The organism is Nibribacter ruber (assembly GCF_009913235.1).
In the GTDB taxonomy this organism is placed as follows: Bacteria; Bacteroidota; Bacteroidia; order Cytophagales; family Hymenobacteraceae; genus Nibribacter; species Nibribacter ruber.
On the sequence record NZ_CP047897.1, the window covers coordinates 464311 to 478565 of the forward strand.

General features: G+C 49.7%; 14 protein-coding genes. 3 read left to right on the forward strand and 11 right to left on the reverse strand.

Going from position 1 to position 14255, the window contains the following annotated elements; genetic code table 11:
* Positions 1-212 precede the first annotated feature (212 nt).
* The 9 genes from mnmE to GU926_RS02025 form a co-directional block, all read right to left on the reverse strand.
* Positions 213-1592, reverse strand: a complete 1380-nt coding sequence (gene mnmE, locus GU926_RS01985; RefSeq protein WP_160688541.1) for a tRNA uridine-5-carboxymethylaminomethyl(34) synthesis GTPase MnmE — start codon at positions 1590-1592, stop codon at positions 213-215.
* 148 nt (positions 1593-1740) lie between these two features.
* Complete coding sequence (locus GU926_RS01990; RefSeq protein ID WP_160688542.1) at positions 1741-2235, reverse strand: thioredoxin family protein; 495 nt, start codon at positions 2233-2235, stop codon at positions 1741-1743.
* A gap of 489 nt (positions 2236-2724) precedes the next feature.
* Complete coding sequence (locus GU926_RS01995; protein ID WP_317165612.1) at positions 2725-3615, reverse strand: metal ABC transporter permease; 891 nt, start codon at positions 3613-3615, stop codon at positions 2725-2727.
* Positions 3612-4907 (reverse strand): metal ABC transporter permease, encoded by a 1296-nt coding sequence (locus tag GU926_RS02000; RefSeq protein ID WP_160688543.1) that lies wholly within the window; start codon positions 4905-4907, stop codon positions 3612-3614. The genes GU926_RS01995 and GU926_RS02000 overlap by 4 nt, the downstream gene beginning before the upstream one ends.
* The gene (locus GU926_RS02005; RefSeq protein WP_160688544.1) at positions 4904-5707 is read right to left on the reverse strand and encodes a metal ABC transporter ATP-binding protein; all 804 of its coding nucleotides are present in this window, start codon (positions 5705-5707) and stop codon (positions 4904-4906) included. Before GU926_RS02005 ends, GU926_RS02000 begins: the two co-directional genes overlap by 4 nt.
* A gap of 291 nt (positions 5708-5998) precedes the next feature.
* A complete protein-coding gene (locus tag GU926_RS02010; RefSeq protein ID WP_160688545.1) occupies positions 5999-6940 on the reverse strand; it encodes a metal ABC transporter solute-binding protein, Zn/Mn family in 942 nt (313 codons plus the stop codon).
* A 22-nt stretch (positions 6941-6962) separates the two neighbouring features.
* Positions 6963-7622, reverse strand: coding sequence for a metal-dependent transcriptional regulator (locus GU926_RS02015; protein WP_160688546.1), 660 nt, complete (start codon positions 7620-7622; stop codon positions 6963-6965).
* A 4-nt stretch (positions 7623-7626) separates the two neighbouring features.
* Positions 7627-8625 carry a 3-oxoacyl-ACP synthase III family protein gene (locus GU926_RS02020; protein WP_160694534.1) on the reverse strand — a complete coding sequence of 333 codons (999 nt, stop codon included), beginning with the start codon at positions 8623-8625 and terminating at the stop codon, positions 7627-7629.
* A gap of 79 nt (positions 8626-8704) precedes the next feature.
* Positions 8705-9838 carry a glycosyltransferase family protein gene (locus GU926_RS02025; RefSeq protein WP_160688547.1) on the reverse strand — a complete coding sequence of 378 codons (1134 nt, stop codon included), beginning with the start codon at positions 9836-9838 and terminating at the stop codon, positions 8705-8707.
* 47 nt (positions 9839-9885) lie between these two features.
* Here GU926_RS02025 and GU926_RS02030 point away from each other — a divergent pair, with 47 nt between their 5' ends.
* On the forward strand, positions 9886-10701 hold the full coding sequence (locus GU926_RS02030) for a 2,3,4,5-tetrahydropyridine-2,6-dicarboxylate N-succinyltransferase (RefSeq protein ID WP_160688548.1): 816 nt from the start codon (positions 9886-9888) through the stop codon (positions 10699-10701).
* A 214-nt stretch (positions 10702-10915) separates the two neighbouring features.
* Here the strand turns inward: GU926_RS02030 and GU926_RS02035 are convergent, their stop codons facing one another.
* Entirely contained in the window at positions 10916-11803 is an 888-nt protein-coding gene (locus tag GU926_RS02035) for a 3-hydroxyacyl-CoA dehydrogenase family protein (RefSeq protein ID WP_160688549.1), read from the reverse strand.
* A gap of 244 nt (positions 11804-12047) precedes the next feature.
* On the opposite strand from GU926_RS02035, the gene GU926_RS18440 reads away from it, so the two are divergent.
* Positions 12048-12200, forward strand: coding sequence for a lmo0937 family membrane protein (locus GU926_RS18440; protein ID WP_231862235.1), 153 nt, complete (start codon positions 12048-12050; stop codon positions 12198-12200).
* Positions 12201-12255: 55 nt separating this feature from the next.
* Positions 12256-12405: a lmo0937 family membrane protein gene (locus tag GU926_RS02045; RefSeq protein WP_156180457.1), complete on the forward strand. Its 150-nt coding sequence runs from the start codon at positions 12256-12258 to the stop codon at positions 12403-12405.
* A 98-nt stretch (positions 12406-12503) separates the two neighbouring features.
* On the opposite strand, the gene GU926_RS02050 is transcribed toward GU926_RS02045, so the two are convergent.
* Entirely contained in the window at positions 12504-14132 is a 1629-nt protein-coding gene (locus tag GU926_RS02050) for an ABC-F family ATP-binding cassette domain-containing protein (protein ID WP_160688550.1), read from the reverse strand.
* Positions 14133-14255: the final 123 nt, after the last annotated feature.

The window sequence follows — 14255 nt, forward strand, 5'->3', positions numbered from 1 at the left end:
AGAGTTGTTTAAGGTTAAATAAGTCAAGTAATTTCGCGAAAGGTATAAAATATTTGTTCCTCTTGCTAGGATAGTAACAAGAAAGGAACAAACTTTGAATAAATAAACCACTAGCAATAATTAACAAACAAAACATAATGCATTAAAAAAGTCCCTTAAAGAGGCTTTTATATAGGTTTTGTTCAGAAGTGCTTACTGCTTGTTTTGTAGTTTTACTTTCCGATGCAGAACTTGGTAAAAATGTTGTCCAACAAATCATCTGTCGTGATGTCTCCGGTGATTTCTCCTAAGTAGAACAGGCAGCGTCTGATGTCGGCGGCCAGCCAGTCTCCGGTGAGGCCGGTATCCAGGCCATGCAGGACTTCCTGAAGGGCATCATTGGTTTTTTGGAGGCTCTGGAAATGGCGCAGGTTGGTCACAATGGTACGGTCGCCGGTGAGGGCTTCGTTGGCGTTAACTACTTCCAGCAGGGACTGTTCCAATTCTTTCAAGCCTTCTTTTGTACCTGCAGATAAGTACACTAGGTGTTCAAAACCAGCGAAGCTTTTCAACTGGGCCGGCGTGGCGAGGTCTTTTTTATTGGCAATGAGAAGATATGGCACTTGGGGAAGTTGCAGGGCGGCCAGCTCTTCTCTTAATTGTTCTGGCAAAGTGGTGGTCACATCAAACAGGTACAATACCAAAGAAGCCTTTTGTAACTGCTGTTTGGTACGGGCCACGCCAATGGCTTCCACGGTATCTTGAGTATCACGCAGGCCGGCGGTATCAATGAACCTGAACCGGATGCCGCCTAGTTGGGCTTCGTCTTCAATCACGTCACGCGTGGTGCCGGGAATGTCAGAGACAATGGCTTTTTCTTCGCGCAACAGGGCATTGAGCAAGGTGGATTTTCCGGCATTGGGCTTCCCGGCAATGACCGTGGGCACGCCGTTTTTGAGCACATTGCCCATCTCAAAGGACTTAAGCAGATCAGTAATCAATTGCTGCAGGGTGGTGATGAGTCGGCGCAGGGCGCTGCGGTCGGCAAATTCTACGTCCTCTTCACTGAAGTCCAGTTCCAGTTCCACCATAGACGCGAAGTGGATGAGCTGCACCCGCAAGGCTTTGATTTCCTGAGAGAAGCCGCCGCGCATTTGTTTCATGGCCACCTGGTGCGTCAGGGCGCTGTCAGAGGCAATGAGATCAGCCACGGCCTCGGCCTGGGCCAGGTCAAACTGGCCGTTCAAAAACGCGCGCTTGGTGAACTCGCCGGGCTCAGCTAAGCGAGCACCTTTGCGCAGGAACAGTTTCAAGAGTTGCTCAGTGATGTAGGGAGAGCCGTGGCAAGACACTTCCACCACGTCTTCTTTGGTGTAAGAAGCCGGCGCCTTAAATAAGGATACTACTACCTCGTCCAGAATTTTATCCTCGTCCCGAATGGTGCCAAAATGCAGCGTATGCGACGGCTGTGCCTGCAGGTTCTTGCCTTTGAATACGCCATTGACAATGGAAACCGCCTCGGGCCCCGACAAACGGATGATGGCAATAGCCCCGTGTCCAGAAGCCGTAGCCAGGGCGATGATGGTATCTTGGGCAAGGGTAGAAGGTAGCACAGCAGATTGGTGTTAAAAGGGAAAGCCGTTTTTGGCCTGTTTCCGCAAAAATAGGCTAAAAACGGCAGAAATGAACAAGTGTGCTTATAAAACGCTGGTTAGTAGCTGAATGCAGGGGCCTGTCAGCTATTTACTGGATGGCTGAGGTTTAATTAATGGAAATATGCGTTAACAGCTGCATAAAGTCTTTGGCGGCGTAAAAGCCGGGCACCCGTTGCATGACCTGTTGCTTTTCGTTTAGGAAGACGGTGGAAGGATAGCTCATCTGGCCGTTCAATAGCGACAAGGCCAGTTCATGAGCTTTGTACTTCTCTAGGTATTTGTAGGTTCGGCCGTTGATGGTGACGGGTTGTCGTTGCTCAGCGTTCAGCTTTACCACGTAGAATTCTTTGTTGAGTTTGGCTGCCACCGCGGGATCTTGATACACCTGCTTGTCCATTTTCTTGCACCAGCCGCACCAATCGGTGTAGACGTCTATCAGAATCTTTTTGGGCTTGGTTTTGCTTTTGGCCAGCGCCTGTTCCAAGGTAAGCCATTGTACTGCGGCGGCGGGAGCGGATACCTTTACTGATGGAGTGGAAAGGGATGCAGCAACCGGAGCAGTCCAGAGCCAGCTGGTAAAGAGAACGTACAAGAAAAGCATACAAGAGAGGCTAGGGGATTTGTCTGGTTTTGACCTGTTTTACAAAAAACAACCCAAAAACGGTTCTCCAAGAACGTGCTTCAAAGCAAGAAGGATATAATATTTAGTAAATAATTTTCAGGGAAGCTAGGACGATATTCTTGCGGTTAGCCCGATGTTTCTTTTTGTAATGAGCGATCTTACTTTAACAGTTTCGTGGCGTAAGTGTCTACTTGGGTCCTCATGCATTCCAGAAGCATCTGTTTTTGGCTTATTTCCGAATAAAAAGGCAAAAAACGCTCCTTTCAATTATAGAAGGTTTGATCGTTTGGATACTAGTGCAAACAAATCGAAAACTTAGGCCAAAAACAGTTTACAGGTAGAAGCTTATAGTAAGGTAATTCCCGTAATGAAAACCTGCTGACGCCTCCACACTTTCCCAGTCCATAATAAATGCGAACCCAAGCGTACGCTATCGCTATGATAACCGTAGGTGCGTGAAGAGAAACCCTATGCGCTAGCTACCTTGGATAGTTTTCTGTTGCGGGATATTAGGCCATGGCTGGGAGAAAGAACAAAGGCAAGTAGAAATTCTAACCCTATAATTACGGAGATGGCACCAGCCACGGAACCGTCCAACCATAAAGCCAGATAAAAACCTAGAAAAGAAGCCACTACGCCTAATCCTGAGGAGATAAGGAGCATCTTCTTGAGATCGTCGGTTAGTAAATACGCCGTGGCCGGTGGACCCACCAAAAAAGCCACCACCAGAATAGCCCCCACAGACTCAAACGCTGCCACCGTAGTCAAGGACACCGCGCCCATGAGCAGATAGTACCACACACTGGTAGAAACGCCAATGGCCACCGCAAACGCAGGGTCAAAAGAGGTAAGGTACAACTGGCGATAGAATAGCGTTACGAAGGTTAAAATGAGAAGGAAAACACCACTCATGAGCCAGACGGTTCTGGGCCCCAGACTCTGGCCGGATTCTGTGAACCATACATCCAGGGGCACATACGCGATCTCGCCATACAGCACGCAGTCCTGGTCCAGGTCTACCTTGCCCGCGTACACAGATATGAGAATGATGCCCAGTGCAAACAGCCAAGTAAACGTCACGCCAATGGACGCATCTGACTGTACCCGGGCTTTCTTGTGTAAAAACTCAATTAAAAACGTGCAGGCCACGCCCAGCGTAGCCGCCCCCAAAAGCATGGACCACACCTCGCGGGTGCCGCTGAAGAGAAAGGCCAACACAATGCCCGGCAACACGGCGTGGGAGATGGCGTCACCCACCATGGCCATGCGCCGAAGGATAAGGAAGCAACCCAGCAGGCTGCAGCACATGGCCACTAGGGAGCCGGTCACAATTATCCAGAAGGCGTCCAGGTTCATCATGAGGTTTGTTGGGGAATAGTGGTTTTATGCGGATCGGCGGTAGGATAGTCTAGCAGTTCTTCCAAGCGTTTTTCCAGTTCTGGAGTAAGGACGTGCTCAATGGATTCGGCGTCTTCGTGCACATGGTCTGAGGCCACCTGCAGGTATTCTGTGAGGTACAGTTCCCAAAGTCTGTGCAGGCGCACCACCCGTTGCGCTTCTTTCTTGCCGGCTGGCGTAAGTGCCCAGCCCTGGGTGTCCTTCACCACAAAGCCTTGCCGCGAAAGGGTTTGCAACTGGGTTTGCATTCTGCGCAGAGGAAGCTGCCGGCGCGCCAGAATCTGCGTTTTGGAATAGCTCTGCTGGTACTCGCCGGTTGGTTCGCCTAAATGAAAAAGCGTCTTTAGTATGTTCTCCCGCAGCATCTGGCGGCGCACCCTTCGCTGTGATAAAAATCTGGATAACAATCCTTTGCTAGGAGCCAGCAGGAAAGACATGATGGCCAGCAAGGACAACAGCATCACAATCCAGGGACCGGTAGGCATGGCTGGCGCAGTAAAGGAGACAAAGGCACCGGCTGCCCCGCACACGGCGCTCATAGCGGCAGCAATTATCACCATTGCGCCCAGGCGGTCGGTCCAGAAGCGGGCGGCGGCGGCGGGCGTAATGAGCATAGCTGACATAAGCACCACTCCCACAGACTGAATGCCCACGACAACCGCTAGGACGGTGAGCGTGGTGAGAAGCAACTCCAGCCTCTTCACGGGCAAACCAATGGTGCGGGCATAGTTGGTATCAAAAGAGATAAGCTTGAACTCCTTGTACAAAAGCACCACACTCAACAGCAGAAGTAAGGCTACGGCCCCAAACGTGTACAAATCCTGGCCTACCAAGGCGGCGGCGCTCCCAAATAGAAACTTGTCCAGGCCGCTCTGCTGCTCGTTGCCCGAGTGCTGAATGGCCGTAAGCAACAAAATGCCTATCCCAAAGAACACGGACAGCACCAGCCCAATGGCAGTATCTTCTTTGATTCTACTTTTAGACGTGATTATATCCATGACTACCACCGCCAGCCAGCCCGTTATAAAAGAACCCAGCAGCATGATGATCGGGTTTTTCTGACCCGTGAGCAGAAAGGCCAGGCAAACTCCGGGCAGTACGGCATGGGCCACGGCATCGCCCACCAGGGCGCGCTTTCTTAAGACCGTAAAGCAGCCCACCACCGCAGAACTGGCCGCCAGCAGCACAGACCCGATGGTTACAAACCGCACGTTGGCATCTTGCATGCTCAGAAATTCCCAAAGCGTGTTCATTTCTTGACGGGTTTGGTTTCTCTGATGGGGAAGTTCTTTTTCTGAAGCAGCTCGCTCACCCGGCTCAGTTCCGTTAGGCGGCCGCCATAGGTTTTTTCCAGCAAGTCGGGCGTCAAGGTTTCCTGCGTAGGGCCCGAGGCCACCAGTCGCATGTTGAGCAGAATCACCCAGTCAAAATAATCCTGCGCACTTTGCAGATCATGGTGCACCACCACTACGGTTTTGCCATCTTCGCGCATCTGGCGTAGTAATTCAATGATAGCCGTCTCTGTGGCGATGTCTACTCCGGCGAAGGGTTCATCCATCAGGTAGAGATCGGCGTTCTGGGCCAGCGCCCGGGCTAGAAACACGCGTTGCTGCTGCCCTCCAGACAATTGAGATATCTGCCGGTTGGCGAAGTCCTGCATGCCCACTTTCTCCAAAGACTCCAACGCCAGGGCCTTCTGCTTAGCCCCCGGTCTACTGAAAAGCCCCAGCTGCCCATAGGTGCCCATCATGGCCACATCCAGCGCCGAAGCCGGAAAATCCCAGTCCACAGATTCGCGCTGTGGTACATAGCTCACTCGTTTCCGGACCTCGTCCAAGGACTGACCAAACAACTGCACAAACCCGCTGTTGAGCGGCAGCAGTCCCATGATAGCCTTAATAAGCGTTGATTTACCAGCCCCGTTGGGCCCTATAATTCCGATCAAGGCTTGTGAAGGCAAGGTGAGGTCCACGTCCCACAACACAGGCTTTCGCTGATAACTGACCGTTAAATCATGCACCTCTAATACCGGTTCTGTTACGTGTTGTATCATTGCTTACTTGTTAGACATTTGATTTGAGATGCTGGACATTAGGAATTAGCTATAAGACCTAAGACGCTAGACGCATGGCCTTTCTTTCATCCCAATTTAGTATCCTAACTATCTGCTTATTTTATTCGTTTTTGGCTTGTTTTCCAGAAAATAAGCCAAAAACGCTTTGTATTTCTCCTCAGGCGATCAGACTAATTCTTTTCATTTTAACGCCACAGATCATCATCACATCTCCAAATTTTCAAACCTTCACATTAAAGAAATAGCGCATCAGATGAACCCATCAGCACCTTACTTCAGGGCTTTGGTGATTTTATTTACATTGGCCTGAACCATCCCTATGTATGTACCGGCGGGGCCGTCTGGGCTTCCGAGGGCATCTGAGTAGAGGGTTCCGCCTATTTGGATGCGATGGCCTTTCTGCCGGCATCCTTCCAAAACGGCCTCAATGGCTTTCTTGGAGACAGAGCTCTCCACGAATAAGGCTTTGACCTTGCGGTCCACAATAAAATTGACCAGCGAGGAAACGTCCTGCAAACCGAACTCAGACACGGTGGAAATTCCTTGCAAACCCTTGACCTGTATGCCGTATGCTTCGCCAAAATACCCGAAGGCGTCATGTGCGGTGATCAAAATGCGCTGCTGGGCGGGAATGATGGCTATCTCGCGTTTTGTCCATTGGTGCAGACTATCTAGTTGAGCCACATAGCGCTGGGTATTCTGTTGGTAAATTTGAGCGTGGGCGGGATCCACTTCCTGCAGTCTCTCTGATATATGCACCGTCACTTGGCGCCATAGGTCTACATTAAACCAAATGTGTGGGTCATGGCTGTCCTGGAACTGCGGAGTTTTCCGGAGGCGTTTTTCCGGCAAACCCTCGGCCGCAGCCCAGACGGTTTTCTGCCGGGCCAGCTTTTCCAGCACTTCGCCCATCTTTCCTTCCAGGTGCAGGCCGTTATAGATGATTACGTCTGCTTCGCGCAGGGTCTGTAAATCTCCCAAGGCGGCTTTGTACAAATGAGGATCTACGCCGGGCCCCATCAAGGCGTCTACCACGGCCACATCTCCTACAATATTAGACACGGCGTCTGCCAGAATACCAGTGGTGGTGACTATGTAGGCCTTGCCTTGCTGATGTGCTTTGGCACCGTTAGAGTCTTTGGGATTGCAACCCGATGCCAACAGCAGAAGGAAGGCCAGAAAAAAGGCGAAGCGTTTTTGGGCTATTTTCATGGAATCAGCGCGAAAACGCAACTCAAGGGTTAATCACAAAAATCTTCTCCAACACCTCTGAAGACAAAATCACCGACTTACTCTTATCAATGCTGATTTCCAGGGAGTTATCATAGGCGATTTTATCTAGTACTTGCAAGTGCGTACCAATCTGAATGCCCACCCGGTTGAGGTATTGCAAGAAGGCGGGTTGGGCATCCTGTACGCGGCACACTACGCCTTCCTGGCTTACCTGCAGGGAGCTTAATACTTGTTGCTGCACCAGCCGTAATTCGCCGGCCTCAGAGGGAATGGGGTCGCCGTGGGGGTCTACTTTGGGGTGTCCCAGAAACGCATCTAGCCGCTGAATGAGCAGTTCAGATTTTACGTGTTCCATCTGCTCGGCCACGTCATGCACCTCATCCCAGGTGAAGTTGAGTTTCTGCACCAGAAAGGTTTCCCAGAGCCGGTGCTTTCTAATGATTTTGAGGGCCACGCGCTGCCCGGCTTCTGTTAGCTGGACGCCGTGGTATTTTTCATAATGCACCACTTGCTTGAGATTGAGCTTGCGGAGCATGTCGCTGACGGAGGCGGGTTTGGTTTCCAGCACCTCCGCCAGCGCCGTGGTGCTCACGGCTTGGGCACCGCTGCCAGATAACTTGAAAATGGCTTTAATATAGTTTTCTTCAGCGGTACTGTACATGTTGTTACCAGCGTATGAGGGCAGATGCCCAGGTGAAACCACTCCCGAAGGCGGCCAGACAGATCAAATCGCCTTCCTTGATTTTTCCTTCTTCAAAGGCCTCTGAGAACGCAATGGGAATGGAGGCAGCGGTGGTGTTTCCGTATTTCTGGATGTTGCTCATCACCTTTTCTTCGGCTAAGCCCATCTTCTGCTGAATGAATTGCGTGATGCGCAGGTTAGCCTGGTGCGGTACCAGCAAATCAATGTCAGAGGCAGCCAGCCCGTTCTGGGTCAAGGCCTCATTGATCACCTCCGGGAAGCGGGTCACGGCGTGCTTGAACACAGTGCTGCCGTTCATGTAAGGGTAAATGGTGCCTTCATCAATCATTTCATGCGTAAGGCGCTGTGGCTTGTTGCTGCTCGGGTCGGTGGCGGCCAGTTCCTCGGCAAACTCGCCTTGGGCGTGCAGGTGCGTAGACAGAATACCTCTTTCCAGGTTTTCTTCTGGTACCAGGACCGCGGCTCCCGCACCATCACCAAAAATCACCGAAACAGATCTGCCTCTGGTGGTAAAGTCCAAGCCTGATGACTGAATCTCTGAGCCAACTACCAGCACGTTGTTGTACATGCCGGTTTTAATGAACTGATCACCCACAGACAGGGCATAAATAAATCCAGAGCACTGGTTTCTGATGTCCAGGGCAGGGGTGGTGGTCAAACCCAGTTCACGCTGCATCAAAACGCCCGGTCCCGGAAAGAAATAGTCTGGGCTCAACGTAGCGAAGATGATTAAGTCAATGTCTTTGGCTTCTAGGCCGGCACGGTCCATGGCCATCTGAGCGGCTCTGGTGCCCATGTTGGCGGTAGTGTCCTTGCCCGGCTCAAAATAGCGGCGCTCCTGTATACCGGTTCTCTCCACAATCCAGGCATCTGAGGTATCCATCAGTCCCTCCAGGTCGGCGTTTTTCACCACCTTCTCCGGTACATAATGACCTACTCCGGCAATGCGCGAATTTCTTATTTGTTTAGTCATAACTGTGCAAATATAAACGTGTTATTGAAAAATAAGTTTAGGCTTGTCTAAAAAATTTAAATTTCTTTTATTTTCTCAGGAGCATTTCTATCACAGACAACAATTCCTCTTCTTCCTGTTGCCAGAAAACATCCTTCGGGATTCCCTTGGAATAGTACGTGTTCTGCAGAATTTGCTCAATGGTTGCCTGAGAAAGCGGTTGCTTAAAATCCAGGCAGGCACCCGCCTGGTTTTCTTGTAGTACCTGTTCCCATAAAGGATTGTTTTGCGCGATCACTACCAAGCCATTGGCCAGGTATTCATACAACTTGGTAGGAAGACACCGTTGCGTACTGGGGTGTGGATGGTAGGGCATGAGGCCCAGATGGCTTTTACTTTCCCATTCCAGAATCTGGGAATGCGGCACCAAGGCGTCTCCGCCAATCAATTGCACAAACGGCAAAGAGGCAATGCGCGCCCTTACCTGTTGCAAGAATTTCTGGTCTGGGGCATAGCCAATAATCGTGAGGCTGCTGTTCGGGGCAAATTGATGAAATTGCTCGGCCCAGGAAATGGCTTTCATCACCCCGTATAATTGCGAAATGGTGCCCGTGTACAGAAGCTGAATTTCTGGCAGGCCTTTTAGGCGCACCGGGGTATGAGGCATTTCTGCAAAAGGCTGACCTGGTGGTTTGTATTTATTCTGCAAAACGGTAAACCGCCGGTCTATAAACGGAAGCTCCTGCGCATAGGAGGCTTCGGCTAAAAGGAAATAGTCTACCGCCGGAGCCAATGCACTCTCCATGCACCGGACTAGTTTGCCTAGCCCTTTTCCAAAAAAAGAGCCATATACGTGTTGGGTTTCTAAATTAAGCTGATAGTTTTCCTGGATGTCATACACCAGTTGGCCGCCGTAATTTTTCTTGTACCACCACGCTAGGGGTAGGAGTTCATGTGTACACACCACTACCACCTGAGGCCGGAGCTGTTTGAGCAATTTCCAGAACGACCACTGGGCCCGGAGTCGTTGCCAGGAAATTCTGTTGAAGTTAAAGATAGGGTGGAAGGTAATAGCATTTTGTTCAGGAAGCGGGGCATGAAAACCGGCTACATGCACCTCTGCAGACGGGAGCTTGGCTATGCTTTGGCCCAGCTTGGCGTACATACGGGTGTCATTGACCGGCTTTAAAAGCGAAGCCAGCAGAATTCGTTTTCTGAACATCAGCACAATTTAATACTTTTGAGGACTATTTCTTTCACACAAACCAAATGAACGATTTAAGAGAGATTATTGAGTCTACCTGGGAGAACCGGGAGCTCTTGAAGCAGGGCAATTCGCAAGAGGCTATCAGAGCCGTGATTGAACTGTTGGATAAAGGCCAGATTAGAGTGGCCGAGCCCATCATGGACGGTTGGCAAGTAAACGAGTGGGTGAAAAAGGCGGTGTTGATGTACTTCCCCATTCAGACCATGGAAACTATTGAAGCTGGTCCGTTTGAATTCCATGACAAGATTCCATTGAAGCGCAATTTTGCCGAGCAGGGTGTACGCGTGGTACCGCATGCTTTGGCGCGTTACGGTTCTTACCTGGCCAAAGGCGTGATCCTAATGCCTTCTTACACCAACATTGGCGCATACGTTGACGAAGGAACCATGGTAGACACCTGGGCCACCGTTGGTTCTTGCGCTCAGGTAGGCAAGCACGTGCACTTAAGCGGTGGCGTTGGTTTGGGGGGTGTCTTAGAGCCAGTACAAGCGGCCCCGGTCATCATTGAAGATGGTGCCTTTATTGGCTCCCGCAGCATTTTGGTGGAAGGCTGCCGCATTGGCAAAGAGGCCGTGATTGGCGCCAACGTGTGCATTACGGGCAGCACCAAAATCATTGACGTGACCGGCTCAGAACCGAAGGAATACAAAGGCTACGTGCCACCGCGCTCCGTGGTGATTCCTGGTTCTTATACCAAACAATTCCCGGCAGGGTCATACCAAGTGCCTTGCGCCCTGATTATTGGCCAACGCAAAGAATCCACTGATTTAAAGACGTCTCTCAACGATGCCTTGCGTGAAAACGAAGTAGCCGTTTAAGAATCATCTTTATTTATAGAGCAATCAAGAAAGAGCGGGCATTTTGTCTGCTCTTTCTGGTTAAAAGGCCTGCCTAAGAGCTAAATGCCTTTCAATCAGCAGAAGAACAATAATTTAAAGTCCATTTTTGGCCTATTTCCCGGAAAACAGCCCAAAAACGAAAGAGCCGCCCTATTAATAAGGCGGCTCTTTCGTTTAATAAATAAGGATGAGATTACTTCTTAAAGGTGTCTGCCACCACCAGGTCTTTGGTACCGTGGGTGTAGCTGTAGAAGCCCTGTCCTGATTTCACGCCTTTGTGACCGGCTTGTACCATGTTCACGAGCAGTGGGCAAGGTGCGTATTTCGGGTTGCCGAAGCCGTCATGTAGCACGCGCAGAATGGATAGACACACGTCCAGGCCAATGAAGTCTGCCAATTGCAAAGGTCCCATGGGGTGGGCCATGCCTAGTTTCATGATGGTGTCAATCTCTTCTACACCCGCAACGCCTTCAAACAAAGAATAGATGGCCTCATTGATCATGGGCATGAGAATACGGTTGGCCACAAAACCTGGGTAGTCATTGGCCTCAGCTGGAATCTTGCCCAACTGCTTGGATAGTTCTAGGATCTGAGTGGTGACGGCATCGCTGGTGGAATAGCCTCTGATCACTTCTACTAATTTCATGACCGGCACGGGGTTCATGAAGTGCATGCCAATCACCTTATCTGGGCGCTGGGTCACAGAGGCAATCTTGGTGATGGAGATGGAAGAGGTATTGCTGGCCAGAATGCACTCAGGTTTGGTGAACGCATCCAGGTTACGGAAGATCTCCAGTTTCAGGTCCACATTTTCTGTGGCAGCCTCCACCACCAGGTCAGCATTCTGCACGCCGGCCTGCATGTCTGTAAAGGTAGTAATGCGGGAGAGGGTTTGGGTTTTCTGGTCTTCGGTAAGAGTACCTTTGGTTACCATGCGGTCCAGGTTTTTACCAATAGTGGCCAAGGCGCGGTTTAAAGAATCCTGGGAAATATCAATAAGAGAAACTTGAAAAGAGTTCTGCGCAAACACGTGGGCAATACCATTGCCCATAGTGCCAGAACCAATAACGGCTATGTTCATATAGGATAGGTGTAGGTAAGAATCTTGTTACAAAACTAAGATATTTCTGGTTTTGCCCAAGTAATTGATTTCCATTACCTATACCCAGCAAGTCTGAGGAAGAAACGAACAATTTTTAAACATATTATATGCCTATATAAATCTTTTGGAATACTGTTGCGTACAAGCTAAAAATTCCATAAGGAAACATGCGAAATGTAGCCGGCGGAAGGAAACTAAACTAAAACCTAACACAACTAAAACTATGGGAAATCTATTGTATATCATCGCGGTAGTGCTGGTGATCATCTGGCTAATCGGGTTCTTAGGATTCGGAGATCAAGTGGGTGGTATCATTCACATTTTGTTAGTGATTGCAGTGATTGCAGTTGTTCTGCGTTTAATACGCCGAGCCTAACATCTTACAATTGTTAAATCCGCACTGCCTTGTGTAGTGCTTTAATTTGATGCGTATGGGAAATTTGCTGTATATCATTGCCGTCGTTTTGGTGATTATCTGGCTAATCGGATTCTTAGGATTCGGAGATCAAGTGGGCGGAATCATCCACGTGCTATTAGTTATTGCCATTGTGATGGTATTGCTTCGACTCATTAGAGGATAGCGGATCACCTACCATTATAAAAAACAAAGGGCGCCCTGTAAGGCGCCCTTTGTTTTTAAGCTATTTTATGGAAATCAGGCCAAAAACGGCCAGTTTCTTTAAGCAATAGATTTTTCTTTGTACATCTTAGCACGTAGCTCTTTTATGTCATTGTCTGTGAGATATTCATCATAGCTCATGCGCTTGTCAATGATGCCGCTGGGCGTCAATTCAATGATGCGGTTGGCAATAGTGTCTACAAACTGCAAGTCATGGGAGCTGAACAACAAGGACCCCTGGAATTCTTTGAGGCCGTTGTTCAAGGCGGTGATGGACTCCAGATCCAAGTGGTTGGTAGGCTCATCTAAGACTAGCATGTTGCCGCTCTGCAACATCATGCGGGAGAGCATGCAACGTACTTTCTCACCTCCAGACAAGACGCTGGCTTTCTTCAAAGACTCCTCGCCAGAGAACAACATACGGCCCAGGAAACCCCTGATGAAACTCTCATCTTTCTCAACAGAGAATTGGCGCAACCAGTCCACCAAATTCGTGTCTGTCTGGAAGAACTCATTGTTGTCTTTCGGGAAGAAGGCAGCGGTGATGGTAGTTCCCCATTTGTATTCACCCTTGTCTGGGGTGGCTTCACCCATGATGATTTTAAAGAAAGTAGTGGCCGCCATGTCATTGCGGCTAATCACGGCAATCTTGTCGTTTTTATCCATCATGAAGGAGACATTCTTGAACAGAACGCCGTCTTCATTACTGGCCATCATATCATCTACCTGCAACAACTGGTTACCGGCTTCGCGCTCTTGCTTGAACTGGATGTAGGGATACTTACGGCTGGAAGGCTGAATGTCTTCCAGAGTCAGTTTCTCCAACAGTTTTGCCCGAGACGTGGCTTGCTTTGATTTGGAAGCGTTGGCGCTAAAGCGGGCAATGAAAGCCTGCAGTTCTTTGCGCTTGTCTTCGGTTTTGCGATTGGCGTCTGTGCGTTGCTTAGAAGCTAACTGGCTAGACTCATACCAGAAGGAGTAGTTACCGGCGTATAATTTAATCTTACCGTAGTCTATGTCTGCCACGTGCGTACACACAGCATCCAGGAAGTGACGGTCGTGGCTAACTACAATTACGGTGTTCTGGAAGTTGTCCAGGAAGTTCTCCAGCCACATGATAGACTCAGCGTCCAAGTGGTTGGTAGGCTCATCCAGGAGCAGAATGTCTGGGTTGCCAAACAGGGCCTGCGCCAGGAGCACGCGTATCTTTTCATTACCCCCCAAGTCTCTCATGAGCGTGTAATGCATATCCGGCTGAATGCCCAGGCCGCTCAACAATTCGCCAGCCTCGTACTCTGCGTTCCAGCCTTCCATGTCGGCAAAGTCAGCTTCCAGCTCAGAAGCCCTCAAGCCGTCTTCCTCAGTGAAGTCTTCTTTGGCGTAGATGGCGTCCTTCTCGTTCATGATCTCATACAGGCGCTTGTGGCCCATGATCACGGTCTGTAACACCGGAAAATCATCATACTCATAGTGGTTCTGCTTTAGAACCGCCAAACGCATTTTAGAAGGAATGTCTACCGTGCCGGTATTTGGGTCAATCTCGCCCGAAAGGATTTTCAGGAAAGTGGACTTGCCAGCACCGTTGGCGCCAATGAGACCGTAGCAGTTGCCAGGGGTGAACTTGATGGTGACGTCTTCAAAAAGGGTGCGCTTGCCGTATCTAAGACTTACGTTTGAGGTACTGATCATGCTGTGTTTGTATACTTATATAGGATATGGATGGCAAAATTACCAAAAGAAACCGGAAAGACCGGCATTGGCCATTCTTTTAAACAGAAAGGTCTTTTTTACAGACAATCAATTCTTTAAATC

Bases quoted from the DNA above. Each gene is read 5' to 3' on its own strand.
- GU926_RS01990 (WP_160688542.1), bottom strand. From the start codon at position 2,235: ATGCTTTTCTTGTACGTTCTCTTTACCAGCTGGCTCTGGACTGCTCCG.
- GU926_RS01995 (WP_317165612.1), bottom strand. From the start codon at position 3,615: ATGATGAACCTGGACGCCTTCTGGATAATTGTGACCGGCTCCCTAGTG.
- GU926_RS02000 (WP_160688543.1), bottom strand. From the start codon at position 4,907: ATGAACACGCTTTGGGAATTTCTGAGCATGCAAGATGCCAACGTGCGG.
- GU926_RS02005 (WP_160688544.1), bottom strand. From the start codon at position 5,707: ATGATACAACACGTAACAGAACCGGTATTAGAGGTGCATGATTTAACG.
- GU926_RS02010 (WP_160688545.1), bottom strand. From the start codon at position 6,940: ATGAAAATAGCCCAAAAACGCTTCGCCTTTTTTCTGGCCTTCCTTCTG.
- GU926_RS02015 (WP_160688546.1), bottom strand. From the start codon at position 7,622: ATGTACAGTACCGCTGAAGAAAACTATATTAAAGCCATTTTCAAGTTA.
- GU926_RS02025 (WP_160688547.1), bottom strand. From the start codon at position 9,838: ATGTTCAGAAAACGAATTCTGCTGGCTTCGCTTTTAAAGCCGGTCAAT.
- GU926_RS02030 (WP_160688548.1), top strand. From the start codon at position 9,886: ATGAACGATTTAAGAGAGATTATTGAGTCTACCTGGGAGAACCGGGAG.
- GU926_RS02035 (WP_160688549.1), bottom strand. From the start codon at position 11,803: ATGAACATAGCCGTTATTGGTTCTGGCACTATGGGCAATGGTATTGCC.
- GU926_RS18440 (WP_231862235.1), top strand. From the start codon at position 12,048: ATGGGAAATCTATTGTATATCATCGCGGTAGTGCTGGTGATCATCTGG.
- GU926_RS02045 (WP_156180457.1), top strand. From the start codon at position 12,256: ATGGGAAATTTGCTGTATATCATTGCCGTCGTTTTGGTGATTATCTGG.
- GU926_RS02050 (WP_160688550.1), bottom strand. From the start codon at position 14,132: ATGATCAGTACCTCAAACGTAAGTCTTAGATACGGCAAGCGCACCCTT.